Genomic DNA, 23,437 nt, shown 5'->3' on the forward strand with positions numbered 1-23,437 from the left:
GCGACGCACGCGGGGCGCGCGACGCACGCGACGCACGCGGGGCACGCGGGGCACGCGACGCACGCGGGGCACGCGACGCACGCGGGGCACGCGACGCGCGCGTGGCGCGCGGCCTCAGCCCCGGTCGCTCCGCGCCAGCGCCCCGAGCTGCTCGTTGTAGGCGGCCAGCTCGGCGTCGCCGTCGCGGTCGGCCTGGCGGTCCTTGCGCTTGGCCTCGCGGCCGTCGCTGCGGCTCCACATGATCGCGACGATGATCGCCATCGTGACGGTCGGGATCTCGCCGACGCTCCAGGCGATGCCGCCGGCGGCGTACTGGTCCTGCATCGGGGTCGGCCCCCAGGTGCGACCCATCGCGCCGTACCAGTCGGCCAGGAACAACCCCGTCGCCGTCATGATGCCGATGCCGAAGAACGCGTGGAACCCCATGGTCGCCAGCAGCACGACGAGCCGCATCGGGTACGGCAGGCGCCCCTTGACGGGGTCGATGCCGATCATCGACTGCACGAAGAGGTACCCGACGATCAGGAAGTGCACGATCATCCAGTAGTGGCCGAGGTGCGTCGTCGTCGCCCAGCTGAAGAGCGACGTGTAGTAGAAGACGAAGAGCGAGCCGGCGAAGAGCACGGCGGCGACGATCGGGTTGCTGATGACGTGCGCGTAGCCCGAGTGCACGAGGATCATGATCCACTCGCGCGGCCCCCGGGTGCCGTCGGTCCGCTTGCGGATGGCGCGCAGGGCGAGCGTGGCCGGCGCTCCCGGCACCAGCAGCAGCGGGATCACCATGCCGAGCACCATGTGCGACAGCATGTGCGCGCTGAACAGGTACGGCTCGTAGACGTTGGGGGCGCCGCTCGTCACGTAGAAGAGCACGAGCAGCCCGGCGACCCACGAGGCCGTGCGGCCGAGCGACCAGCTGTCGCCGCGACGGCGCAGCCGCACGACGCCTGCGATGTAGAAGAAGATGCCGAAGGCGCAGACGAGGGCCCACAGCAGGTCGACGTTCCACTCCGTCAGGTAGCGGATCGGCGTGAGCTCGCGCGGCAGCGCCTCCTCCGTGAGGATCTCGGCAGGGGTCGGGGCGGCGAGGTCGCTGGCCGCCACCTCCTCGACCGGGGTCGCCGTGCGGGCGAGCGCCGACGCGACGCCGGAGGCCAGGCCCATGAAGGCGAGCTCCGCCGCGACGAACCACCAGAAGAAGCGGGCGGTCCTGGCCGGCTGCGTCTCCATCCGCCTGACCAGGTACTGCCGCTGCACGACGCCGAACAGCCCGAGCGCGACCAGGGCGAAGGTCTTCACCAGCACGAGCACGCCGTAGCCCGTGGACAGTGCCGCCCAGTCGCCGATGCGCAGCGCGGCGCTGCCGACGCCCGAGACGGCCACGACGACGAAGCAGATGATCGCGATGGTCGAGTAGCGGGCGAGGACGACGCCGATCCGGCCTTTCTCGAGCGTGCTCCGCAGCAGCACGAGCGCGACGAGCCCGCCCAGCCACACGGACGCGCCCTCGAGGTGCAGCGCGAGGTCGGTGACGGCCGCGTCGTGTCCGCTCGAGCCCGCGGCGTGGCCCTGCTGGGCCAGGGGGATGAGCCCGCCGCCCGCGAGGACGGTGAGGGCGACGAGCGCCCAGATGTTCCGCAGCACGAAGCTGAGCACGGTGACCGCCGCCGCGATGAGGGTCGTGATGAGCCAGGCGCGGCCCAGCTCGGTGTCGGTGAGGAAGAACGCGAGCGTGCGGCCGAACTGCTCGTCGAGGGTGACGGGCACGTTGGCGACGCTGAGGAACGTGAAGAAGCTGGTGGCCGCGGAGGCGACGGTCCAGAACCCGGCAGCGCCCGCCGCGATGTCCATGGCCCGCTCGAACTCGGGCCGGTCGCGTGAGAGGGCGAAGCAGGTGAGGAACAGCGTGCCGATCGTGACGGCCGCGCCGATGTTGCCCAGCATCTTGGCCATCGGCAGCCCGTAGCGCACGACCTGCCCGGGGTCGACGACGAGCGGCGCGTCGGCGGCGCCGCCGAACTTCAGGGCGGCGACGAGGGCCGCGAACGCGACGACCACGAGCAGTGCGGGCCCGGCCGTGCGGGAGAGTCTGGGCATCGCACCCATGGTAGGTCGCCCCGACTGGGAGCGGGAGCGGTCCGCTCGCCGCCGAGCGACCTGCGCCGCCCTGCCCTGCCGCCCCCGCTCCTCCCTCATTCAGGACGATCGGACCTGCGTTGCGCATCGGGGGGAGGCGGACTCCTGATTCGTGCAGGATCCAGGATGCGCAGACGACGGTTTCCTGAATCCTGCGGGCAGAAGGCAATGCGGGCCCCGCGAACGCGAGAGAGGGCGGCGACCGAAGTCGCCGCCCTCTCCCGGGTGCTTCGTGAGAAGCGGAGGACTACTTGACCGCAGCCTTGAGCTTGCTGCCGGCGCTGACCTTGACCGAGTCGCTCGCGGCGATCTCGAGGGCCTCGCCCGTCTGCGGGTTGCGACCCGTGCGGGCGGCGCGGTGCGTCTTCTCGAAGGCGATCCATCCGGGGATGGTGACCTTCGTGCCGTCGGCGACCGACTTCGACACGACGGAGAAGAAAGCGTCGACGACGCCGCTGACGGCGGCCTGGCTCTGGCCGGACTCGGAAGCGACAGCTGCGACGAGCTCGGTGCGGTTCAGTGACTTGTCAGCCATGTGGTGTCCTCCTCGGACTTCGTTCGGTGAGACATGGCACGGCGTTCACCGTGCCTGTTCGGATCAGACGGCAGGGCCGAGGGCCCTCCGCCCGTGTAGCTCAGCCCCGGGGCCGAGGCCCCGGGCTGTCCAGCTCAGACCCGGGGCCGAGGCCCCGGGAAACGGCTCGAACCTACCAGGAAGACTTCGTGATGCCCGGAAGCTCACCACGGTGAGCCATGTCGCGGAAGCGCACACGGCTGATGCCGTACTCCTTGAGGTGACCGCGGGGGCGACCGTCGATCGCGTCGCGGTTGCGGAGGCGGACCGGCGACGCGTCGCGCGGCAGCTTCTGCAGGCCGAGGCGAGCGGCCTCGCGGCTCTCGTCGGTGCCGGCCGGGTCGACCAGGGCCTTCTTCAGCTCGAGGCGCTTCTCGGCGTAGCGTGCGACGATGACGGCACGCTGGTCGTTCTTGGCGATCTTGCTCTTCTTGGCCATGCTTAGCGCTCCTCGCGGAATTCGACGTGCTTGCGGATGACCGGGTCGTACTTCTTGAGAACCAGGCGGTCGGGGTTGTTGCGACGGTTCTTCTTGGTCACGTACGTGAAACCGGTGCCCGCCGTCGAGCGGAGCTTGATGATGGGACGAACGTCCTGCTGACGAGCCATTAGATCTTCTCCCCACGAGCGAGCAGGTCCTTGACGACCGACTCGATGCCACGAGCGTCGATGACCTTGATGCCCTTGGCGCTGAGCTGGAGGGTCACCTTCCGGCGCAGCGACGGCACGTAGTACGTCTTCTTCTGGATGTTCGGGTCGAAACGGCGCTTGGTGCGTCGGTGCGAGTGCGAGATGTTGTGGCCGAAACCAGGAATGGCTCCGGTCACCTGGCAGGTTGCTGCCATGATTTCCTCCGTAGGTACCGTAGGAGCTCGCCGTCCGAGGACGGCGACCCCTACCCAAGGTCACTTGTCGGCGCGCGTCACCCCGCTCGGCCCGCATGACGGACCGTGGTGCTCGGGGATCGGTGCACATGGGCGCAGAGAGCGCCCAACCAAAGGAAGAGCTTACGCGACACGCCCGACCCGGGTCAACTGCGGGCCCCGAGGGCTGCGGGCCCAGGGCGCAGCGATCCCGACGCGCAGCGAGCCACGGCCCAGGAGCCGCGACGCCCCGAGCCCGGGAGGCGCGGCTCAGCCGGCAGCGCCGCCGCGCGTCACGGCAGGGTCGCGTCCTGCGGCCTTCTCGGCCGTGCACGCCGCGCAGGTGCCGAACACGTCGACGATGTGCTGCGCCTCGGTGAAGCCGTGCTGGGCGGCGACCTGGCGGGCCCAGGTCTCGACCGCGTCGGCCTCGATCTCGACCGTGGTGCCGCAGGTGCGGCAGATGAGGTGGTGGTGGTGCGTGCCCGGCGTGCAGGCGCGGTAGAGGCTCTCGCCCTCCTGCTGCAGCGAGTCGGCGGCGCCGTCGGTGGCGAGGTCCGCGAGCGCGCGATAGACGGTGGCGAGCCCGATCGGCGACCCCGTCTCGCGGAGCTGCCCGTGCAGCGACTGGGCGCTGACGAAGCCCTCGCTGCGGCCGAGCGCCTCGCGCACGGCCTCGCGCTGCCACGTGTTCCGCTTGGCTACCACTGCGCACCTCCGTGCCTCGGTCGTGCAGGTCCGACCACGTCAGGCCTCCTTCGTCGTCGTCGAGGCTACCGGGGCGGCCTGGGGGCGACCGGGGGCGCCTCCTCGGCCCTCCCGCCCGCCTCCTCGGCCTGTCCGCCCGCCTCCTCGGCTCTCCCGTCGCCCGCCGACGACGCGGCAGACGAGCCAGATCAGGAACGAGATGGTCGTGACGTACGGGCTGATCGGCAGGCCGCCGCCGAGCGCCAGCAGGATGCCGCCCACCACGGACACGACCGCGAACACGACGCTGAGCACGGGCACGAGGCGCGGGTCGACGGTGAGCCGCAGGGCCGCCGCCGCCGGGGTGACCAGCAGCGCGAGAACGAGCAGGGCGCCCACGATCTGCACCGAGACCGCCACCGCGAGGCCGAGCACGAGCATGAAGACGAGGCCGAGCGCCCGCACCGGGATGCCCGCCGCCGCCGCGACGTCGGGGTCGACGCTGGCGAACGTCAACGGTCGCCAGATCACGAGCAGCACCACGATCACGACGGCCGAGATGGCGATGAGCCAGCCCAGCTGCGGGTTGTCGACCGACACGATCTGACCGGTGAGCAGGCCGAACTTGTTCGCCGACCGCCCCCGGTACAGGGCGAGGAACAGGATGCCGAGGCCGAGCCCGGCGGGCATGAGCACCGCGATGATCGAGTTCCGCTCGCGCGCCCGCGACCCGAGCAGGCCGATCAGCAGGGCGGCGACGACGCTGCCGACGACCGAGCCGCCCACGACGTTCGCGCCGATCAGCAGGGCCGCCGAGGCCCCGGCGAACGAGAGCTCGCTGATGCCGTGCACGGCGAAGGGCAGGTTGCGGGTGATGACGAACGGCCCGATGAGCCCGCCGACGAGGCCCAGCACGGCGCCCGCGATGATCGAGTTGCGCACCAGCACGACGAGCTCGCCGAAGTCCTGGAACGAGAACAGCTGGGTCCAGAGGTCGGTCACCGCACGAGTCCTTCGTCGTCGTCGTGCTCGTCGGCGTGGTGGTCGTCGTGCCCCTGGCCGCCGACGATCACGATGCGCCCCATGGTGCGCACCACGTCGACGGGCGTGCCGTAGAGCTCGCTGAGCACGGGCGCCTGCAGCACCTCGTCGGGGGTGCCGACGCGGAACTTGCCGCCGGCCAGGTAGAGCACCCGGTCGACGACGTCGAGGATCGGGTTCACGTCGTGGGTCACGAACACGACGGCCGCCCCGCGCGCGCGTCGCTGGCGGTCGATCAGCTCCGTGACCCCGCGCTGGTGCCGCAGGTCGAGCGAGATCAGGGGCTCGTCGCAGAGCAGCAGGGCTGGCTCGGCCGCGAGGGCCTGGCCCACGCGGGCGCGCTGCTGCTCGCCGCCCGACAGGCTGGCCACGGGGGCCGAGGCGAACGAGGAGGCGCCCACCTCGTCGACGAGGGCGTCGATCGTCGCGCGCTCGGCGGCCGACTCGCGGCGCAGGCCCCAGCGGTGCCCGGTGACGCCGAGCGCGATCATGTCGCGGGTCCGCAGCGGGGTGCCCGCCTCCATCAGCCGCTGCTGCGGCACGTACCCGATGCGGCGGTGGCCGCGGCCGACCGGACGGCCGAGGAACTCGAGGGTGCCCTCGGCGAGCTGCTGCTGGCCGAGCACGGCGCGCAGCAGCGTGGTCTTGCCCGCGCCGTTGGGCCCGAGCACGGCGAGGAACTCGCCCGGGGCCACGTCGAGGTCGAGCCCCGACCAGAGCGTGCGGTCGCCGAACGACACGCCCGCGCCGCGCAGGCGCAGCACGGCGTCGCCGCCGCCCCCGGCCGAGGAGGCGCGGTGGGCGGCGGCGACGGAGGCGTCGGTCGTGCCGGGGGTCACTTGTCGAGCGCCGCCGTGATCGCGTCGATGTTGCTCTGCTGCCACGAGACGTAATCATCCCCTGTCGGGAGCAGCTCCGTCACCGGGACGATCGCGACGCCCGCGTCGGTGGCCGCCTGCTCGACCTGCTCGGTCTCGGGGCTGGAGGTCTGCTCGTTGTAGGCGAGCAGGTCGACGGTGCCGGCCGAGAACAGCTGCAGGGTCTCGTTCAGGGCGGCGGGCGACACGTCGTCGCCCTCCTCGATCGCCTCGGAGAAGTCGGAGGGGGTCACGTTCACGAGCCCCATGGCGTCGAAGAGGTACCCCGGCACCGGCTCGGTGTAGGCGACCGACTCGCCGTCGTGCGCGGTCTTCACCTCGGCGGCCTGCGCCTCCAGGTCGGCGATCTGCTCGCCGAACGCCGCGGCGTTCGCGCTGAACGTGTCGGCCTGGGCAGGGTCGACCGAGCCGAGCTCGTCGGCGATCGCCGTGGCGAGGGCTGCCATCGAGGGCAGGCTGTAGAAGACGTGCTCGTTGAACTCGCCGTGGTCGTGCCCGTGGTCGTCGGCCTCGCCCGACTCGTCGGCGTGCGCCTCGCCGGACTCGTCGGCGTGCGCCTCGTCGCCGTGCTCGTCGGCGTCGAGGCCGCTCACCTCGACGGCGTCGATCACGGCCGCGTCCGACCCGCTGGCGTCGAGCAGCGTGTGCATGAACTCGTCGTAGCCGCCGCCGTTCTCGATGACGACGTCGGCGCGCGAGACGGCGAGCTGCGTGCGGGCGTCGGCCTCGTACGAGTGCGGGTCCTGCGAGGGGTCGCTGATGACGCTGGTGACGTCGACCGCGTCGCCGCCGACCGTCTCCGCGATGTTCCCGTAGACGTTGGTCGACGCGACCACGGCTATGGCGCCTCCGTCGTCCGACGACGAGCCGGCGCCACCGGCACCGTCGCCCGAGGCGCAGCCGCTCAGCACGAGCACGGCGGCGGGCAGGGCGAGCAGCGACAGGGCGCGCGGTGTCTTCATGCCGCCACGCTATTGCTACTGATAATGATTGTCAAAATAGGCTGCCGCGACAGGCGGAGCCGAGGAGGCGCCCGCTCAGTCGAGCAGGAGGGCCGGCTCCTCGAGCACGCTCGCCACGTCGGCCACGAAGCGGCTCGCCACGTCGCCGTCGACGACGCGGTGGTCGAAGCTGGCGCCGATCGTCGTCACCATGCGCGACCGCACCTCGCCGTCGACGACCCACGGCTTCGCCTTGATCGTGCCGAGCGCGACGATGGCCACCTCGCCCGGGTTGAGGATCGGCGTGCCGGTGTCCATGCCGAAGACCCCGATGTTGGTGATCGTGATGGTGCCGTCGCGCATGTCGGCCGGGCTCGTCTTGCCGTCGCGGGCCGTGAGGGTCAGCTGCTCGAGCGCCTGGGCGAGCTCGAGGAGGCTCATCGACTGCGCCTCCTTGACGTTCGGGACGATCAGGCCGCGGGGCGTCGCCGCGGCGATGCCGAGGTTGACGAAGTGGTGCACGAGGATCTCGCGGTCGGTCCAGGCCGAGTTCACCATCGGGTTGCGCCGCACGGCCCAGATGATCGCCTTGGCCATGATCAGCAGCGGCGAGACCTTGACGCCCGCGAACTGCGGCGAGGCCTTGAGGCGCTTGACGAACTCCATCGTGCGGGTCGCGTCGACGTCGACGAAGAGGCTGACGTGCGGCGCGGTGAAGGCGGACGAGGTCATCGCGGCGGCGATGGCCTTGCGGACGCCCTTGACGGGGATGCGCTCGACGCGCTCCTCGCTCCACTCGGGGGTCTCGATGTTGCGGAACACGCTCGCCTGCTGCGCGTGGCGGATGACGTCGTCGCGCGTGACCTCGCCCGCGAGGCCGGTCGGCTGCACGGTCGCGAGGTCGACCTCCAGGTCTTTCGCGAGCTTGCGGATCGGCGGCTTGGCGATGATCGGCAGCGCGAGCGCGGCGGGCACCGAGGTCGTCGGCCGGCGGCGGGCCTGCTCGGCCACGCGCAGCTGGCGCGCGTCGACCTCGCCCTGCGACGGCTTGCGGCGCCGGGTCTGGCCGTGGCCGCCCGCGGCGCCGTAGCCCACGAGCACGGCGCCCGAGCCCGAGTCGGCCGATGAACCCGACGCCGACGGCGCCGAGGTCGACGGAGCCGTCGACGCCGCGGACGGCACGGTGCCGGTGCTGCCGGACGCGGCCACCTCGTCGGCCGAGGGCGCAGGAGGCGCGGGCGGGGCAGCAGGGGCGGGCGCGGACTGGCGAGCGCGCTGCTCGGAGAGCGCCGCCTCCTCCTGCGCGATGATCTGGGCGGTGCGGGCGAGCGCGCCCGACTCGCCGGACGCGGCCTCGGCGGCCCGGTCGGACGGCGTCGCCGGTCCGGTGCCGTCGGCGATGGTGATGATCGGGGTGCCGACGTCGACGGTCTCGCCGCTGGCGACGAGCACGCTCTCGACGACGCCCGCGTAGGGCGAGGGCAGCTCGACGAGCGACTTGGCCGTCTCGATCTCGACCAGAACCTGGTTGATCTGGACGGTGTCGCCCGGGGCGACCTTCCACTCGACGATCTCGGCCTCGGTCAGGCCCTCGCCGACGTCGGGAAGGGAGAACTCACTGGTCACGGAGGTGTTCCTCTCAGTACGCGAGAGCGCGGTCGACGGCCTCGAGCACGCGGTCGGCGTCGGGCAGGTAGAGGGTCTCGAGCTTGGCGGGCGGGAAGGGCGTGTCGAACCCGCTCACGCGCAGCACCGGGGCCTCGAGCGAGTAGAACGCCTTCTCGGCGACCGTCGCGGCGATCTCGGAGCCGACGCTGACGAAGCCGGGCGCCTCCTGGGCGACGACGAGGCGGCCGGTCTTGCGGACCGACTCGAGGATCGGCGCGTAGTCGATCGGCGACAGCGACCGCAGGTCGACGACCTCGGCCGAGATGCCCTCGGCGGCCGCGATCTCGGCGGCCTGCAGCAGCACGCTGACCATGGCGCCGTGGCCGAGCAGGGTGACCTCCGTGCCGGTGCGGACGACGCGGCTGGCGTGCAGGGGCGCGTGCGGCTCGGCGAGGTCGACCTCGCCCTTGGGCCAGTAGCGGCTCTTGGGCTCGAAGAACATGACCGGGTCGTTCGACGCGATCGCCTCCTGGATCATCCAGTAGGCGTCGTGCGGCGTGCTCGGGCTGACGACCCGCAGGCCGGCCGTGTGCGCGAAGTAGGCCTCCGGGCTCTCCTGGTGGTGCTCGACGGCGCCGATGTGCCCGCCGTAGGGCACCCGGATGACCACGGGCATCGTGACCGAGCCCTCGTGGCGGTTGGTCATCTTGGCGAGCTGCGAGACGATCTGGTCGAAGCCGGGGTAGATGAACCCGTCGAACTGGATCTCGACGACGGGGCGGAAGCCGGCCATCGCGAGGCCGATGGCGCTGCCGACGATGCCCGACTCGGCGAGGGGAGTGTCGATGACCCTGTTCTCGCCGAACTCGGCCTGCAGCCCCTCGGTCACGCGGAACACGCCGCCGAGCGTGCCGATGTCCTCGCCCATGAGCAGCACGCGCGGGTCGTCGGCCATGGCGCGGCGGAGACCGGCGTTGATCGCCTTGCCGAGCGGCATGGTCTCGAGGGAGGCGCGGGTCGGCTCGTCGACGCCGACGCCGCCCTGCGGACCGGCGGCCGGCGCGGCGGCAGCGGGGGTGGTCGTCACGTCGCTCATGCGCGTCCTCCTGCAGAGTCGGAGCCGGCGTCGCCGCCGAGGCCCTGTTCGTAGTGGGTGAGCCACTCGTGCTGCTCGCGCATGACGGGGTGCGGCTCGCTGTAGACGTGCTCGAACATCAGCGACGGGTCGGGCGCGGGCAGCGACGTCGTGCGGGTGCGGACGTCGTGGCCCAGGTCGTCGCCCTCGGCCTCGAGCCCGGCGAAGAACGCGTCGCCCTCGCCGCGCGACCGGAGGAACGCGGCGAAGCGGTCGATCGGGTCGCGGGCGATCCAGCCCTGCAGCTCGTCGTCGGTGCGGTACTTGCTCGGGTCGTCGGACGAGGTGTGCGCGCCGATGCGGTACGTCATCGCCTCGATGAACCGGGGACCGGAGCCCGAGCGGGCGGCCTCGAGGTCGCGGCGGCTCACGGCGTAGCTCGCGAGCACGTCGTTGCCGTCGATCTGGGTCGCGGGCAGGCCGAAGCCGGCGGCACGGTCGACGAGCGGCGTGCGCGACTGGCGCGACACCGGCACGCTGATGGCCCACTGGTTGTTCTGCAGGAAGAACAGCTCGGGCGTCTGGAAGCTCGTCGCGAAGATCATCGCCTCGTTGACGTCGCCCTGGCTGGTCGCCCCGTCGCCGAAGAAGGTGACGACGGCCTGGTCGACCTCGGGGTCGCCGGTGCCGCTCTTGCCGTCGAGGCCGAGGCCCATCGCGTAGCCCGTGGCGTGCAGCGTCTGCGAGCCGATCACGAGCGTGTACACGTGGAAGTTCTGGTGGTCGGCGGGCACCCAGCCGCCGTGCGTGTGGCCGCGCAGCAGGCGCAGGATGTCGACCGGGTCGACGCCGCGGGCGAGGGCGACCGCGTGCTCGCGGTACGACGGGAACAGGTGGTCCTGCGGGCGGGTGGCGTGCGCCAGGCCGACCTGCGCGCCTTCCTGGCCGTGGCTCGGCACCCACAGGGCGAGCTGGCCCTGACGGGCGAGGGCGGCGGCCTCGCGGTCGAAGCGCCGCGTCAGCACCATGTCACGGTGCATCGCGCGCAGCTGGTCGTCGCTCAGGGCGTCGATCAGGGGCAGGAACTCGGCCGTCTCGTCGGTGCGGACCAGCTCGCCGGCGGGCGTCAGCAGCTGGACCGTGCCGGGGTGCCGGCTCGTTTCGCTCAGGGACATGCGGACCAATCTACTGGCGCTCTCATGCCCTCACACGGATGTAGTGCCCAGCACCTCCTGCGCGGCCTGCAGGAGGCGGTCGACGGACGCGGGCTCTCCGATCGTGACGCGGATGCCCTCGGGAGCGAAGGCGCGCACGACGAGGCCGTGGGTCTCGAACACCTCGGCGGCGTGGGCGGTGTGCTCGCCGGTCGGCAGCCAGACGAAGTTGCCCTGCGCGAGCGGCGGCTCCCAGCCCTGGTCGACGAGGGATCGCCAGACCTGGTCGCGCAGCACCGCGATCCGGTCCACCCGCGCGAGCAGCTCCTCCTCGTGGGCCAGCGACGCCAGGGCGGCGGCCTGGCCCTGCGCGGTCACGGCCAGCGGGATCGCCGTCGAGCGCGCGGCGTCGAGCACCGAGGAGGCGCCGATCGCGTACCCGACGCGGAGCGCCGCCAGGCCGTGCGCCTTCGAGAACGTGCGCAGCACCACCAGGTTCGGGTGCCGCTCGGTGAGCGACGGGCCGTCGACGGCGTGCTCGTCGGTGACGAACTCGGCGTAGGCCTCGTCGAGCACGACCAGCAGGTCGTCGGGGACGGCCGACATGAACTCCTCGAACTCGGTCGTCGTGACGACCGTGCCGGTGGGGTTGTTGGGCGAGCAGACGATCACCAGGCGGGTGCGCTCGCCGACGGCCGCGGCCATCGCGACGAGGTCGTGGCTGCCGTCCTCGCGGAGGGGCACCTGCACGCTGGTCGCGCCGCTGACGGTGACCAGCCCGGGGTATGCCTCGAACGAGCGCCAGGCGTAGACGACCTCGTCGCCCGGGGCCGCGGCGGCGAGCACGAGCTGCTGCAGCAGCGAGACGCTGCCGGCGCCCACGTGCACCTCGTCGGTCGTGACGCCGAACTTGTCGGCGAGGGCGGCGCGGAGGCCGGCGGCCGTCGCGTCGGGGTAGCGGTTGACCGCGACGGCGTCGCGGAGCGCGTCGACGACGGCGGGCAGCGGCTCGAACGGGTTCTCGTTCGACGACAGCTTGAACGCGTCGGGCGCGGCCTGCTTCCCCTGGCGGTAGGCGGGCAGGGCGGCGATCTCGGGACGGAGCCTGACGGGAGCGTTCACCCGGCCACCTTAGGGCGGCATGATGGACCCATGCGATTCCTCGTGCGGCTGCTGATCAACGCCCTCGCCCTCTGGGCGACCACGTTCGTCGTCGGGGGAGTGCGGGTCGACGCGTACGGCGACGGCGGCACCACCGAGACCGTGCTGACCTACCTGCTCGTCGCGCTCATCTTCGGCATCGTCAACGGGGTCGTCGGCACGGTCATCCGCATCGTGGCGTTCCCCCTCTACGTGCTGACCCTCGGGCTGCTCTCGCTGATCGTCAACGGGCTGCTCCTCGGCATCGTCGCCTGGATCTCGGGGCAGATCGGCTTCGGCCTCGTCGTCGACGGGTTCTGGTGGGGCGTGCTCGGCGCGCTCGTCCTCGCGGTCGTCGCCTGGCTGATCGGGATCGTGATCCGCCCGATCGTCGAGCCGAGCGACCGCCGGCGGTGAGCCGCCTCAGCGTCGTCTTCGTCTGCACCGGCAACATCTGCCGGTCGCCGATGGCCGAGGTGGTCCTGCGCGAGGTCGCCCGCCGGGCCGGCCACGCCGACTCGCTCGACGTGTCGTCGTCGGGCACGGGTGACTGGCACGTCGGCGAGGGGGCCGATCCGCGCACCGTCGAGGCCCTGCGGGCCCGTGGCTACGATGGCTCCCGGCACCGCGCCTCCCAGTTCTCGACCGCCGACTTCGCTCGTCACGACCTCGTGGTCGCGCTCGACCGGGGCCACGAACGGGTGCTCCGGTCGTGGGCCGAGAACGAGTCGGACCGCTCGAAGGTGCAGCTGCTCATGTCGTTCGACCCCCAGGGCGCGGCGCAGGGCGGCTCCGACGTGCCCGACCCCTACTACTCGGACCCGGCCATGTTCGACGACGTGCTCGCCATGGTCGAGCGAGCCTGCACCGCCCTCTTCCGCCAGATCGAACCCGCACTCCGCAAGGGACCCTCATGACGTTGCCCCCTCAGCCCCTCAGCCCGCTTGACGGCCGCTACCGCGCCTCCGTGGGGCAGCTCGGCGACCACCTCAGCGAGGCGGGCCTCAACCGAGCCCGCGTGCACGTCGAGGTCGAGTGGCTGATCGCCCAGACCGACCGCGGCGCGTTCGGCGCCGAGGCGCTCACGGCCGACCAGAAGGAGGCGCTGCGAGCCGTCGTCACCGACTTCGGGCAGCCCGCGATCGACGAGCTCGCCGGGCTCGAGGCCACGACCCGCCACGACGTCAAGGCGGTCGAGTACTACGTCCGCGCCCGCCTGTCCGAGCTGGGCCTCGACCCGATCGCCGAGCTCACGCACTTCGCCTGCACGAGCGAGGACATCAACAACCTCTCGTACGCGGTGACCGTCAAGGCCGCCGTCGCCGAGGTCTGGCTGCCGGCGCTCGACGCCGTCGTCGACGCCCTGTCGACCTGGGCCACGGACGCGCGCGACGTGCCGATGCTCGCGCACACGCACGGCCAGCCCGCGACCCCCACGACCGTCGGCAAGGAGTTCGCGGTCTTCGTGCACCGCCTCCAGCGCCTCCGCGCCCAGGTGGCCGGCACCGAGTACCTCGGCAAGTTCAGCGGCGCCACCGGCACGTTCTCGGCGCACGTCGTCGCCGACCCGTCGGCCGACTGGCCCGAGATCTCGCGGGCCTTCGTCGAGGACGCCCTGGGCCTCAGCTGGAACCCCCTCACGACCCAGATCGAGTCGCACGACTGGCAGGCCGAGCTCTACTCGCGCATCGCCCACGCCAACCGCGTGCTGCACAACCTCGCGACCGACATCTGGTCGTACATCTCGATGGGCTACTTCACGCAGATCCCGCAGGCGGGCGCCACCGGGTCGTCGACGATGCCGCACAAGATCAACCCGATCAAGTTCGAGAACGCCGAGGCCAACCTCGAGCTGTCGTGCGCCCTGCTCGACTCGCTCGCGGCGACCCTCGTCACCTCGCGCCAGCAGCGCGACCTCACCGACTCGTCGGCCCAGCGCAACATCGGCGTCGCCCTCGGCCACTCGGTGCTCGCGCTCGACAACCTGCGCCGCGGTCTCGGCGAGATCGCCGTCGGCACCGCGGCCCTCGAGGCCGACCTCGACGGCAACTGGGAGGTGCTCGGCGAGGCGATCCAGACGGTGATCCGCGCCGAGGTCGTCGCCGGGCGCTCGTCGATCGCCGACCCCTACGCGATGCTCAAGGAGCTCACCCGGGGCAAGCGCGTCTCACAGGCCGACCTCGTCGCCTTCGTCGAGGGGCTCGACATCGGCGCCGACGCGAAGGCCCGCCTCGTGGCGCTCACCCCCGCGACCTACACGGGCCTCGCCTCGGACCTCGTCGCCCGCCTGAGCTAGCCGCGGCGCTCTGCGGGCTGCCGGCTGCGTGCTGCGTGCAGGTCGCGCGGCGCCGCGCCGCGCCGCGGGCAGCACGCAGAACGCCGGACGCGGCGGGCCGGGCGCGAAGCTCCGCGATCCCCGCCCGTCGCGACGCGATGGTCCCTCGCTAACCCACCCGCTCCCTGTCGCTCTCAAATTTGAGAGTGATCCGGCAGCCGGCGGGCCGCGTGCCCACCGTTCCCGCGAGCCGTGGCGCGGATCGCTCGCGCTTTGAGATCACTACCCGCAGCGGCCTCGGACCGCGCCGCGTGCGGGCGAGCAAGGCGCGAGTGTTCCGCGCGTACGGCAGCCGGATACGCGGAATCCTGGCGGCCCTGAGACGAATCCCTCTCAAATTACGAGGTGAGGGCAGTGAGGGGCCGGGTCGGGCGGGGCAGCGGGCCCGAGTCAGTGGCCCTTGGGGCGGTCCGACTCGTCGATCTCGTGGCGCTCGTCCTCGTTGGGCTTCGCGGCGAGGGCCAGCATCGCGATCACGACGAGCGCGACGATGAAGCCGATGCAGAGGAAGATCAGCGCGAGCTCGAGCTGACGGGTGGTCATCAGCACGACGACGCCGACGAACACGGCGAACACGGCGCTGAGGCCCAGGAACTCGGCGGGACGGACGCGCTCGCGCCAGCTGGGTGTGGTCATGCGTGCTGTCCCTCGTCCGATGTCGGGTCGATGCTGCTGTCAGTGCTCGTGCTCGTGCTCGTGCTCGTGCGGCGGCCGGCCGGCCCCGCGTCGGTCCGTCCCGCGGCGTCGTGCCCCGCGGCGCCGTGTCCCCCCGCGCTGTGCCCCGCGTCCGTCTGCCACCGCAGCGACAGCCCGGCGATCACCAGGAACACGCCGACGACCGCGGCCCAGGCGCCGAGGACCCCCACCAGCACCGTGGACGAGGTGAGCTCGCCCTCGATCTGCTCGACGCCGCCGAGCGGCTGCGCGTAGTCGAGCGGCACGACCAGGAACACGACGCCCAGCGCCAGCGTCAGCACCCCGACGCTGGTCCAGTCGCGGGCGAGCGGCGAGCGGCCGCGGCGACGCAGGCCGGCGACGAGCTCGAGGGCGCCGGCGACGAGCGCCCAGCCCGACACGAGCGCGACGAAGAACGCGAGCCCGGCCGCGGAGGCGGCGAGGGCGACGGCACCGGCGACGACGGTCGTCACGCCCTGGACGACCTGCAGCGTGCGGCTGCTGCGGTCGTCGAGGCGCAGCAGCACGCCGACGGTGAGCAGCAGCCCGCCCACCAGGGCGGCGACGCCGAAGGACACGAGCCCGACGAACGGCGAGTGGTCACGCGAGAACGTCACGGCGGCGGCCGTCACGAGGAGGGGCACCGCACGCACCAGGGGCACGGGCCAGTACGCCGAGGAGCCAGCCGAGGAGGCGCGGCCCCGGTCGGCCGTGTCGCCGCCGGACGGCACGGGGGGCACGGAGGCAGACGGCACGGTACTTCTTCCTGGGCGGGGCGGACCCGAGGAGTTTACCGCCCCCTCCTGGCAGGTCCCGCGCGGGACGGCGAGGGTCGCTCGCCGTCGAGCGAGGAGCCGCCGGCACGCGCGCTCGCGCGCGCCCGCGCGACCGTTCGGCCCACCTGTGCATCCGCCCGGCATCGCTGTGCATCGGCGCCTGCGCTGGCGCTGACCCCGACCGTGCCCCTAGCGTCAGGGGCATCTAGGGGCGCACCGCTCACCTCCACGGCTGGGAAGTCGACACACCCGCGGGAGCTCCATGTCCGTCATCGCACCCCCCACCGGCGCCTCCGGCCCGGTCTCGTCCGGCTTCCGGCCGACCGTCGCCGGTCGTGCCAGCAAGCCGACCAGCACCTACTCGGCCCTGCTCGCCAGCGTGCGCGAGGCGGGCCTGCTCCGCCGCCGCACCGGCTTCTACGTCACGGTCTTTGTGATCCTCGTGGCCTGCCTCGGCGGCGCCGCGACCGGCTTCGTCCTGCTCGGCTCCAGCTGGTTCCAGCTGCTCATCGCCGCGGCCCTCGGCGTCATCCTCACGCAGTTCGCGTTCCTCACCCACGAGGCCGCGCACCGCCAGGTCTTCGACTCCGGCACCCGCAACGACAAGGTCGGCCGCGTCCTCGCCGCCGGCGTCGTCGGCATGAGCTACGCGTGGTGGATGTCGAAGCACACCCGGCACCACGCCAACCCGAACACCAAGGGCAAGGACCCGGACATCGCGTTCGACACGGTCTCGTTCCTCGAGGAGGACGCGGCGAAGCAGACCGGCCTCATGAAGCACCTGACGCGTCGCCAGGGCTACTTCTTCTTCCCGCTGCTGCTCGGCGAGGGCGTCAACCTGCACGTCCACTCGTTCAAGGTGCTGCTCACGAAGGAGAAGATCGAGGGCCGCGCGCTCGAGATCTCGCTGATCGCCACGCGGATGGTGCTCTACTTCGGCGTCGTCTTCTTCTTCCTGCCCGTCGGCATGGCCTTCGCCTTCATCGGCGTGCAGATGGCCGTGTTCGGCCTCTACATGGGCTCGTCGTTCGCGCCGAACCACAAGGGCATGCCGATCATCCCCGAGGGCGCCAAGGTCGACTTCCTCAGCAAGCAGGTGCTCACCTCGCGCAACATCACGGGTCGCTTCTCGACCGCGTTCATGGGCGGCCTGAACTACCAGATCGAGCACCACCTCTTCCCGAGCATGGCGAGGCCGCACCTGCGTGCCGCGTCGAAGTTGGTCAAGGCGCACTGCGCCGCGCACGAGATCCCCTACCAGGAGACGACGGCCGTCAAGTCGTACGGCATCGTCATCCGCTACCTGAACCGCGTCGGCCTCGCCGCGGGCGGCGACCCGTTCGACTGCCCGGCGGCGGCACAGCTCCGCCCCCGCTGAGCGGCACCCGGTCCTGAGCACGACGGCGCCTGTCCCCGAGGGGACAGGCGCCGTCGTGCTTCCTCGGCGGGGCGATCACCCCTGCGGCGTCGGCCAGGCCTCGAGCTGCCAGCCGAGCCACGGGCTGAACGCGAACGGGGTCGCGGCGACCGCGTCGCGCAGCGCCGCGGGGTCGGTCCAGGCCCACTCGGCCACCTCGTCGGGCGACGGGTCGGGCACGCCGACCGCGCGGGCGGTGAACACGGGGCAGATCTCGTTCTCGACCACGCCGGAGGCGTCGGTCGCGAGGTACCGGAAGTCCGGCAGCACGCTGGTCACGTCCGTGACCTCGATGCCGAGCTCCTGTGACGCGCGCCGGGCCACCGCCTCCTCGGGGGTCTCGCCCGGTGCGGGATGGCCGCAGAAGGAGTTGGTCCAGACGCCGGGCCAGGTCTTCTTCGACAGGGCGCGGCGGGTGACGAGCACCCGGCCGCGGTCGTCGAGCACGTGGCAGCTGAAGGCGAGGTGCAGCGGCGTCGTCGCCGTGTGCACGGTCGCCTTGAGGTGCGTGCCGCAGGGCTCGCCGGCCTCGTCGAGCAGTACCACGAGCTCGTCGCCGTCGCTCGCGAGGGGGCTGCGGAGCGCCTGGGGATGCACGGAGGTCTCGGGTGTCATGAGAGGTAGTCTGCCCTGGTGAGCGGTGAACACCAGCGTGCGGGGACGCACGACCGGCAGGGCCGCGTCGACGGCGACCTCGCCCAGCGCGAGGCGCGAGACCAGTCCCGGGTCGACGCCGTCCTCGACGACTTCTTCCGGCTGGCCAAGCGCCGGGCCGAGTCGGTCGGCTACCGCTACGTCGACCTCTGGAAGGTCCTCGAGCGCAACACGAGCGGCGGCAAGCGCTTCCGCCCGCGCATGGTCTTCACCACGTACACGGCCCTCGGCGGCCGCGACGACGAGGCCGCGGCCCGCGTCGGCGCCGCCTTCGAGCTGCTGCACACCGCGCTGATCGTCCACGACGACGTGATCGACCGCGACTTCTCGCGCCGTGGCATCCCCAACGTCTCGGGCAGCTACCGCGACGAGGCGACCACGGCGGGCATCCCCACGCCGACCGCCGAGCACCGCGGCATGTCGGCCGCGGTCATCGCGGGCGACCTCGCGCTGACGGGTGCGAGCCGCCTCCTGCTGCAGGTGCCCTGCGACGGCCCGGTCCAGGCGCGCCTCCTCGACCTGCTCGACGAGGCCGTGTTCGTCAGCGCCGGCGGCGAGATGATCGACGTCGAGCTCTCGCTCTCGGACGACCTGCCGACCGTCGACGAGATCCTCGACATGGAGCGCGCGAAGACCGCGGTGTACTCGTTCGAGGCGCCGCTGCAGGCCGGCGCCGTGCTGGCCGAGGCTCCGGAGGCGGTGGTCAGGGCCCTGGGCGAGTTCGGCCGCGAGGTCGGGGTCGCGTACCAGGTCGTCGACGACCTGCTCGGCGTCTTCGGCACGCAGTCCGACACCGGCAAGACCGTGCTCGGCGACCTCCGCGAGGGCAAGCGCACCGTGCTCGTGGCGCACGCGGCCACGACCGACGACTGGTTCGGCATCCGGCCCTTCATCGGCAAGGCCGACCTGTCCGAGGCCGAGGCCGAGGTCGTGCGCGGCCGCCTCGAGGCCTGCGGCGCGCGGCGCTTCGCCGAGCAGCTCGTCGAGGACCACGCGCGTCGAGCGCTCGCCGTGCTCGACGGCCCGGACGTCGGCGAGGCCCTGCGCGACGCCCTGGCGCCGCTGGTGCAGGTCGTGCTGGAGCGCGTGCGGTGACCGGTCTCTCGCTCTACGACGCGACCGCCGACGGCACCGCGTCCGGCGTCATCCGCCGGTACTCGACCTCGTTCGGGCTCGCCTCGCGGCTGCTCGGCCCGGCCGTGCGCCAGCACGTCGAGAACGTCTACGCGCTCGTGCGGGTCGCCGACGAGGTCGTCGACGGGCCGGCCACGGAGGCGGGCCTGACGGCCGACGAGTCGCGTCGCTGCCTCGACGAGCTCGAGGCCGAGACCGAGCGCGCGATGGCCCAGGGCTTCAGCGCCAACCTCGTCGTCCACGCCTTCGCGCGCACCGCGCGGGCGACCGGCTTCGGCCCCGAGCTGACCCGCCCGTTCTTCGAGTCGATGCGCGCCGACCTGAGCGCCAGCGAGCACGACCAGGAGTCGTTCGACCGCTACGTGCACGGCTCGGCCGAGGTCGTCGGGCTGATGTGCCTGCGTGCGTTCCTCACCGGCCACAGCTACCCGGAGTCGACGCGGGCGCTGCTCGACGAGGGCGCCACGCGACTCGGCGCGGCGTTCCAGAAGGTGAACTTCCTCCGCGACCTCGCGGCCGACTTCGAGCACCTCGGCCGCAGCTACTTCCCCGGCGTCGACGTGACGACCTTCGACGAGGCCACGAAGCGGCGCCTCGTCGCCGACATCGACGACGACCTGCGCGTCTCGGGCGAGGTCATCCCCGTGCTGCCCGCCTCGTCGCGCCGCGCGGTGGCGCTCGCCCACGGGCTGTTCGCCGAGCTGAACCGGCGTCTCGAGGCGACCCCCGCCTCCTCGCTCATCCGGGCGCGCGTCCGCGTGCCCGACCCCGTCAAGGTGCGGATCGCGCTGCAGGCCTCGGCCGGCCGCGTCGCCTCCGTCCCCGACCACCGACCCCCACCTCCTGGAGCCTCCCTGTGACGACCCCTTGGCTGAAGCGCGCCGTCGGCGACACGAGCGTCGAGCGGCACGGCCGCCGGGTCGTCGTGATCGGCGGCGGCATCTCCGGGCTCGCCAGCGCGGCGCTGCTCGCCCGCGAGGGCCACGACGTCACCGTGCTCGAGAAGAACGACCAGGTCGGCGGTCGCGCCGGCAGCTGGGAGCAGGACGGCTTCCGCTTCGACCTCGGCCCGAGCTGGTACCTGATGCCCGAGGTGTTCGACCACTTCTTCCGGCTGATGGGCACGTCCGCCGACGAGCAGCTCGACCTCGTGCCGCTCGACCCCGGCTACCGCGTGCTGTTCGAGCCGGGTGCCGACGGCACGCGTGAGGAGCCGATCGTCGTCCCGCGCGGCCTCGAGGAGAACATCGCGCTGTTCGACGGGATCGAGCCGGGCAGCGGCGACCGCATGCGCGGCTACCTGCGGTCGGCGCGCGACACCTACGAGCTCGCCAAGCAGCGGTTCCTCTACACGAGCTTCGAGACCGTGGGCCCGCTGCTGCGCGGCGACGTCGTCGTGCGGCTGCCGAAGCTCGGTCGCCTGCTGCTGCAGGACCTGGACGCGTTCGCCTCGCGGGCCGTCAAGGAGCCGCGCCTGCGCCAGATCCTCGGCTACCCGGCCGTGTTCCTCGGCTCGTCGCCGTTCGCGACCCCGAGCATGTACCACCTGATGAGCACGCTCGACCTCGACGACGGCGTGCTCTACCCGCAGGGCGGCCTGACGACCGTGATCCGGCGGATCGCGGCGGTGGCCGAGGAGGCGGGCGTCCGGATCGTCACGGAGGCGCCCGTCACCCGGGTCCTCACGTCACCCGGGCCCGGACGCTCCGCCGTCGTGCGCGGCGTCGAGCACGGCGACGCCGAGGGCGGGCACCACGTGCTCGAGGCCGACGTGGTCGTCGGCGCGGCCGACCTCGAGCACCTCGAGACGCAGCTGCTGCCCGAGGGCCTGCGCACCTACGACTCCGACTACTGGGCCACCCGCGACCCGGGGCCGAGCGCCCTGCTGCTGTACCTCGGCGTCGAGGGCGAGGTGCCCGAGCTCGAGCACCACACGCTGTTCTTCGCGCGCGACTGGCACGAGAACTTCGACCGCATCTTCGGCGACGACAAGCGGATCCCCGACCCGCCCTCGCTCTACGTCTGCAAGCCGAGCACCGTCGACCCGTCCACGGCGCCCGCCGGGCACACGAACCTCTTCGTGCTCGTCCCGCTGCCCGCCGACCCGTCCCTCGGCCGCGGCGACGTCGGCGGCGACGGCGACCCGCTGATCGAGCGGCTCGCCGACCAGGTCATCGAGCAGATCGCCGACTGGGCGGAGATCCCCGACCTCGCGTCCCGCGTCGTGCTGCGCCGCACCCGCGGCCCGCGCGACTTCGTCGACGACGTCAACGCGTGGAGCGGCAGCATGCTGGGCCCTGCGCACACGCTCTCGCAGAGCGCGATGTTCCGTGCCGGCAACACCTCCGAGCACGTGCAGGGCCTCTTCTACGCCGGCGGCTCGGTGCGCCCCGGCATCGGCCTGCCGATGTGCCTGATCAGCGCCGAGATCCTGCTCAAGAACATGCGCGGCGACACGAGCACGGGGCCGGTGGCCGAGCCGGCCGTCGGCGCGGGCACGGGCTCCGAGGCGGGCTCCGGGGTCGTGTCCGGCGCGATCGGCGACGCCTGATGGGCTTCGCGTACCTCGTCGCCCTGCTGATCTCGATCTTCGGCATGGCGATGCTCGACCGGCGCTTCGACCTGTTCTTCTGGCGGGACGGCTGGCGGGCGTTCGTCACGCTGCTCGTCGGCGTCGTGTTCTTCCTCATCTGGGACATCGTCGGCATCGACGCCGGCGTCTTCTTCCGTGGCGAGACGTCGTTCATGACGGGCGTGCAGCTCGCGCCCGAGCTGCCCCTCGAGGAGGTCTTCTTCCTCGTGCTGCTCTGCTGGCTCACGATGAACCTGCTCGCCGGCTCGCGCCTCGTGCTCGACGCGGTGGAGCGCCGTCGGGCCGCGTCGGCCGCCCTCTCGACGGGCGGTGACCGCGCGTGACGTACTGGGCGATCAACGCGGTCTTCCTCGGGCTCGTGGCCGTGACGGCGGGGGCTGCGCTGCTGCTGCGCTGGGCGCGCACCCGGTCGACCCGCGCCTCCTCGGGCAGCACCTCCTCGGGCCGCGGCTCGCTCGCCGCCGTCGTGCGCGCGGCCGGGCTCTCGACCGCGGTGCTGCTGGTGATGACCGCCGTCTTCGACAACGTCATGATCGGCGTCGGGCTCGTCGGCTACGACGAGGCGCGCATCAGCGGCGCCTTCGTCGGCATCGCCCCGCTCGAGGACTTCGCCTACGCGGTCGCGGCGCTCGTGCTGCTGCCGAGCATCTGGACGCTGCTCGGGTCGCGGCGCGAGACGGAGGCCGCGAAGGCGGCGAGGGCGTCCCGTCGCGCCGGCAGCGGCGCCGGTCCCGGCTCGGCCGCGGACGCCGAGGAGGCGCGGTGACCGCGACCCTGAGGGCCCTGTTCTGGTCGTCCCGGCCCCTCAGCTGGATCAACACGGCGTTCCCGTTCGCCGCGGCGTACATCCTCACCGCGGCCAGCGCGCCGCGGGTCGACGCCGACGCGGGCGGGGCCTACGTCTCCCAGTCGGTCGCGGACGCCGTGGCCGACGGCTCGGCCGCGGTGGTCGTCTTCACCGGACCGACCCCCGCCTTCGACTTCGCCCAGGTGAACTGGCTCGTCGCGGTCGTCGGCATCCTGTTCTTCCTCGTGCCCTACAACCTCGCGATGTACGGCATCAACGACGTCTTCGACTACGAGAGCGACCTGCGGAACCCGCGCAAGGGCGGCGTCGAGGGCGCCCTGCTCGACCGGAGCATGCACCGCACGACGCTCTGGGCAGCGGTGCTCACGTGCGTGCCCTTCGTGCTCTTCCTGGTCGTGGTGGGCAGCCCGCTCAGCTGGTTGGTGCTCGCCGCCAGCCTGTTCGCGGTCGTCGCCTACTCGGCGAAGGGCCTCCGCTTCAAGGAGCGCCCGTTCGTCGACTCGGTCACGTCCAGCACGCACTTCGTCAGCCCGGCCGTCTACGGCCTCGTGCTGGCAGGCGCCACCTTCACGCCGCAGCTCTGGGCGCTGCTCGGGGCGTTCTTCCTCTGGGGCGCGGCGAGCCACGCCTTCGGTGCCGTCCAGGACGTCATCGCCGACCGTGAGGGCGGCATCGCGTCGATCGCGACCGTGATCGGCGCCCGCACCACGGTCCGGCTCGCGGTCGTCGCCTACTTGCTCGCCGGCATCCTGCTGACGTTCACCGACGCGCCGGGCCCGTTCGCGGCGGTCATCCCCGTGGCCTACGCCCTGAACTGCGCTCCGTGGTGGAACATCACCGACGCCGAGGCGGAGGGCGCGAACAAGGGCTGGAAGAGGTTCCTCTGGCTCAACTTCGTGTCGGGGTTCATCACGACGATGCTGCTGATCGGGTGGGTCGCGCTGCGCTAGT

General features: G+C 72.3%; 26 protein-coding genes. 10 read left to right on the forward strand and 16 right to left on the reverse strand.

The window, feature by feature from the left end; translation table 11 throughout:
- Positions 1-114: 114 nt before the first annotated feature.
- The 13 genes from ACZZ97_RS15000 to ACZZ97_RS15060 form a co-directional block, all read right to left on the reverse strand.
- Positions 115-2,094, reverse strand: coding sequence for a cytochrome c oxidase assembly protein (locus ACZZ97_RS15000; protein ID WP_463473670.1), 1,980 nt, complete (start codon positions 2,092-2,094; stop codon positions 115-117).
- A 286-nt stretch (positions 2,095-2,380) separates the two neighbouring features.
- Complete coding sequence (locus ACZZ97_RS15005; RefSeq protein WP_043595940.1) at positions 2,381-2,668, reverse strand: HU family DNA-binding protein; 288 nt, start codon at positions 2,666-2,668, stop codon at positions 2,381-2,383.
- A 172-nt stretch (positions 2,669-2,840) separates the two neighbouring features.
- On the reverse strand, positions 2,841-3,146 hold the full coding sequence (gene rpsN / locus ACZZ97_RS15010) for a 30S ribosomal protein S14 (RefSeq protein WP_056058637.1): 306 nt from the start codon (positions 3,144-3,146) through the stop codon (positions 2,841-2,843).
- Positions 3,147-3,148: 2 nt separating this feature from the next.
- Complete coding sequence (gene rpmG, locus ACZZ97_RS15015; protein ID WP_043595944.1) at positions 3,149-3,316, reverse strand: 50S ribosomal protein L33; 168 nt, start codon at positions 3,314-3,316, stop codon at positions 3,149-3,151.
- Positions 3,316-3,552: a 50S ribosomal protein L28 gene (rpmB, locus tag ACZZ97_RS15020; RefSeq protein ID WP_123548488.1), complete on the reverse strand. Its 237-nt coding sequence runs from the start codon at positions 3,550-3,552 to the stop codon at positions 3,316-3,318. The genes rpmG and rpmB overlap by 1 nt, the downstream gene beginning before the upstream one ends.
- Before the next feature lie 288 nt (positions 3,553-3,840).
- The gene (locus tag ACZZ97_RS15025) at positions 3,841-4,278 is read right to left on the reverse strand and encodes a Fur family transcriptional regulator (RefSeq protein ID WP_133738809.1); all 438 of its coding nucleotides are present in this window, start codon (positions 4,276-4,278) and stop codon (positions 3,841-3,843) included.
- A 39-nt stretch (positions 4,279-4,317) separates the two neighbouring features.
- On the reverse strand, positions 4,318-5,259 hold the full coding sequence (locus ACZZ97_RS15030) for a metal ABC transporter permease (RefSeq protein WP_314103719.1): 942 nt from the start codon (positions 5,257-5,259) through the stop codon (positions 4,318-4,320).
- Positions 5,256-6,059 (reverse strand): metal ABC transporter ATP-binding protein, encoded by an 804-nt coding sequence (locus ACZZ97_RS15035; protein ID WP_463473816.1) that lies wholly within the window; start codon positions 6,057-6,059, stop codon positions 5,256-5,258. The genes ACZZ97_RS15030 and ACZZ97_RS15035 overlap by 4 nt, the downstream gene beginning before the upstream one ends.
- Positions 6,060-6,133: 74 nt before the next feature.
- A complete protein-coding gene (locus tag ACZZ97_RS15040; protein WP_463473671.1) occupies positions 6,134-7,138 on the reverse strand; it encodes a metal ABC transporter solute-binding protein, Zn/Mn family in 1,005 nt (334 codons plus the stop codon).
- Between the two features lie 75 nt (positions 7,139-7,213).
- Complete coding sequence (locus tag ACZZ97_RS15045; protein WP_463473672.1) at positions 7,214-8,743, reverse strand: dihydrolipoamide acetyltransferase family protein; 1,530 nt, start codon at positions 8,741-8,743, stop codon at positions 7,214-7,216.
- A gap of 13 nt (positions 8,744-8,756) precedes the next feature.
- A complete protein-coding gene (locus ACZZ97_RS15050; RefSeq protein ID WP_244638810.1) occupies positions 8,757-9,722 on the reverse strand; it encodes an alpha-ketoacid dehydrogenase subunit beta in 966 nt (321 codons plus the stop codon).
- A gap of 95 nt (positions 9,723-9,817) precedes the next feature.
- Complete coding sequence (locus ACZZ97_RS15055; protein WP_463473673.1) at positions 9,818-10,975, reverse strand: thiamine pyrophosphate-dependent dehydrogenase E1 component subunit alpha; 1,158 nt, start codon at positions 10,973-10,975, stop codon at positions 9,818-9,820.
- 30 nt (positions 10,976-11,005) lie between these two features.
- Positions 11,006-12,076, reverse strand: a complete 1,071-nt coding sequence (locus ACZZ97_RS15060; protein ID WP_314103701.1) for a histidinol-phosphate transaminase — start codon at positions 12,074-12,076, stop codon at positions 11,006-11,008.
- Between the two features lie 30 nt (positions 12,077-12,106).
- On the opposite strand from ACZZ97_RS15060, the gene ACZZ97_RS15065 reads away from it, so the two are divergent.
- Genes ACZZ97_RS15065 through purB form a run of 3 tightly spaced genes read left to right on the forward strand, consistent with a single transcriptional unit; the run spans position 12,107 to position 14,390 of the window.
- Positions 12,107-12,511 (forward strand): phage holin family protein, encoded by a 405-nt coding sequence (locus tag ACZZ97_RS15065; protein ID WP_463473674.1) that lies wholly within the window; start codon positions 12,107-12,109, stop codon positions 12,509-12,511.
- Between the two features lie 50 nt (positions 12,512-12,561).
- Positions 12,562-13,011: a low molecular weight protein-tyrosine-phosphatase gene (locus ACZZ97_RS15070; protein ID WP_146905901.1), complete on the forward strand. Its 450-nt coding sequence runs from the start codon at positions 12,562-12,564 to the stop codon at positions 13,009-13,011.
- Positions 13,008-14,390 (forward strand): adenylosuccinate lyase, encoded by a 1,383-nt coding sequence (gene purB / locus ACZZ97_RS15075; RefSeq protein WP_463473675.1) that lies wholly within the window; start codon positions 13,008-13,010, stop codon positions 14,388-14,390. Before ACZZ97_RS15070 ends, purB begins: the two co-directional genes overlap by 4 nt.
- 429 nt (positions 14,391-14,819) lie before the next feature.
- On the opposite strand, the gene ACZZ97_RS15080 is transcribed toward purB, so the two are convergent.
- Together ACZZ97_RS15080 and ACZZ97_RS15085 are read right to left on the reverse strand one after the other, a co-directional pair.
- Positions 14,820-15,065, reverse strand: coding sequence for a hypothetical protein (locus ACZZ97_RS15080; RefSeq protein WP_314104542.1), 246 nt, complete (start codon positions 15,063-15,065; stop codon positions 14,820-14,822).
- Positions 15,062-15,859, reverse strand: coding sequence for a DUF308 domain-containing protein (locus tag ACZZ97_RS15085; protein ID WP_463473676.1), 798 nt, complete (start codon positions 15,857-15,859; stop codon positions 15,062-15,064). Before ACZZ97_RS15085 ends, ACZZ97_RS15080 begins: the two co-directional genes overlap by 4 nt.
- Before the next feature lie 283 nt (positions 15,860-16,142).
- Between ACZZ97_RS15085 and ACZZ97_RS15090 the strand changes: the two genes are divergently transcribed.
- Complete coding sequence (locus tag ACZZ97_RS15090) at positions 16,143-17,258, forward strand: fatty acid desaturase family protein (protein ID WP_314104537.1); 1,116 nt, start codon at positions 16,143-16,145, stop codon at positions 17,256-17,258.
- A gap of 75 nt (positions 17,259-17,333) precedes the next feature.
- Here ACZZ97_RS15090 and idi read toward each other — a convergent pair whose 3' ends face one another.
- Positions 17,334-17,912 (reverse strand): isopentenyl-diphosphate Delta-isomerase, encoded by a 579-nt coding sequence (gene idi, locus ACZZ97_RS15095; protein ID WP_463473677.1) that lies wholly within the window; start codon positions 17,910-17,912, stop codon positions 17,334-17,336.
- A gap of 18 nt (positions 17,913-17,930) precedes the next feature.
- On the opposite strand from idi, the gene ACZZ97_RS15100 reads away from it, so the two are divergent.
- Genes ACZZ97_RS15100 through ACZZ97_RS15125 form a run of 6 tightly spaced genes read left to right on the forward strand, consistent with a single transcriptional unit; the run spans position 17,931 to position 23,436 of the window.
- Complete coding sequence (locus tag ACZZ97_RS15100; RefSeq protein WP_463473678.1) at positions 17,931-19,046, forward strand: polyprenyl synthetase family protein; 1,116 nt, start codon at positions 17,931-17,933, stop codon at positions 19,044-19,046.
- Entirely contained in the window at positions 19,043-19,945 is a 903-nt protein-coding gene (locus tag ACZZ97_RS15105; protein WP_314103329.1) for a phytoene/squalene synthase family protein, read from the forward strand. The genes ACZZ97_RS15100 and ACZZ97_RS15105 overlap by 4 nt, the downstream gene beginning before the upstream one ends.
- A complete protein-coding gene (gene crtI, locus ACZZ97_RS15110; RefSeq protein ID WP_463473679.1) occupies positions 19,942-21,636 on the forward strand; it encodes a phytoene desaturase family protein in 1,695 nt (564 codons plus the stop codon). The genes ACZZ97_RS15105 and crtI overlap by 4 nt, the downstream gene beginning before the upstream one ends.
- Positions 21,636-22,001, forward strand: coding sequence for a lycopene cyclase domain-containing protein (locus tag ACZZ97_RS15115; RefSeq protein ID WP_314103325.1), 366 nt, complete (start codon positions 21,636-21,638; stop codon positions 21,999-22,001). The genes crtI and ACZZ97_RS15115 overlap by 1 nt, the downstream gene beginning before the upstream one ends.
- The gene (locus ACZZ97_RS15120) at positions 21,998-22,444 is read left to right on the forward strand and encodes a lycopene cyclase (RefSeq protein WP_463473680.1); all 447 of its coding nucleotides are present in this window, start codon (positions 21,998-22,000) and stop codon (positions 22,442-22,444) included. The genes ACZZ97_RS15115 and ACZZ97_RS15120 overlap by 4 nt, the downstream gene beginning before the upstream one ends.
- On the forward strand, positions 22,441-23,436 hold the full coding sequence (locus ACZZ97_RS15125) for a prenyltransferase (protein ID WP_463473681.1): 996 nt from the start codon (positions 22,441-22,443) through the stop codon (positions 23,434-23,436). The genes ACZZ97_RS15120 and ACZZ97_RS15125 overlap by 4 nt, the downstream gene beginning before the upstream one ends.
- Position 23,437: the final 1 nt, after the last annotated feature.

The sequence above is a fragment of the Frigoribacterium sp. AC512 genome, from assembly GCF_979258295.1.

What these genes read in the sequence shown, in the direction of transcription:
- ACZZ97_RS15000 (WP_463473670.1), bottom strand. Translation starts at nt 2,094, where the DNA reads ATGCCCAGACTCTCCCGCACGGCCGGGCCCGCACTGCTCGTGGTCGTC.
- ACZZ97_RS15005 (WP_043595940.1), bottom strand. Translation starts at nt 2,668, where the DNA reads ATGGCTGACAAGTCACTGAACCGCACCGAGCTCGTCGCAGCTGTCGCT.
- rpsN (WP_056058637.1), bottom strand. Translation starts at nt 3,146, where the DNA reads ATGGCCAAGAAGAGCAAGATCGCCAAGAACGACCAGCGTGCCGTCATC.
- rpmG (WP_043595944.1), bottom strand. Translation starts at nt 3,316, where the DNA reads ATGGCTCGTCAGCAGGACGTTCGTCCCATCATCAAGCTCCGCTCGACG.
- rpmB (WP_123548488.1), bottom strand. Translation starts at nt 3,552, where the DNA reads ATGGCAGCAACCTGCCAGGTGACCGGAGCCATTCCTGGTTTCGGCCAC.
- ACZZ97_RS15040 (WP_463473671.1), bottom strand. Translation starts at nt 7,138, where the DNA reads ATGAAGACACCGCGCGCCCTGTCGCTGCTCGCCCTGCCCGCCGCCGTG.
- ACZZ97_RS15050 (WP_244638810.1), bottom strand. Translation starts at nt 9,722, where the DNA reads ATGCCGCTCGGCAAGGCGATCAACGCCGGTCTCCGCCGCGCCATGGCC.
- ACZZ97_RS15055 (WP_463473673.1), bottom strand. Translation starts at nt 10,975, where the DNA reads ATGTCCCTGAGCGAAACGAGCCGGCACCCCGGCACGGTCCAGCTGCTG.
- ACZZ97_RS15065 (WP_463473674.1), top strand. Translation starts at nt 12,107, where the DNA reads ATGCGATTCCTCGTGCGGCTGCTGATCAACGCCCTCGCCCTCTGGGCG.
- ACZZ97_RS15070 (WP_146905901.1), top strand. Translation starts at nt 12,562, where the DNA reads ATGGCCGAGGTGGTCCTGCGCGAGGTCGCCCGCCGGGCCGGCCACGCC.
- purB (WP_463473675.1), top strand. Translation starts at nt 13,008, where the DNA reads ATGACGTTGCCCCCTCAGCCCCTCAGCCCGCTTGACGGCCGCTACCGC.
- ACZZ97_RS15080 (WP_314104542.1), bottom strand. Translation starts at nt 15,065, where the DNA reads ATGACCACACCCAGCTGGCGCGAGCGCGTCCGTCCCGCCGAGTTCCTG.
- ACZZ97_RS15090 (WP_314104537.1), top strand. Translation starts at nt 16,143, where the DNA reads ATGTCCGTCATCGCACCCCCCACCGGCGCCTCCGGCCCGGTCTCGTCC.
- idi (WP_463473677.1), bottom strand. Translation starts at nt 17,912, where the DNA reads ATGACACCCGAGACCTCCGTGCATCCCCAGGCGCTCCGCAGCCCCCTC.
- ACZZ97_RS15115 (WP_314103325.1), top strand. Translation starts at nt 21,636, where the DNA reads ATGGGCTTCGCGTACCTCGTCGCCCTGCTGATCTCGATCTTCGGCATG.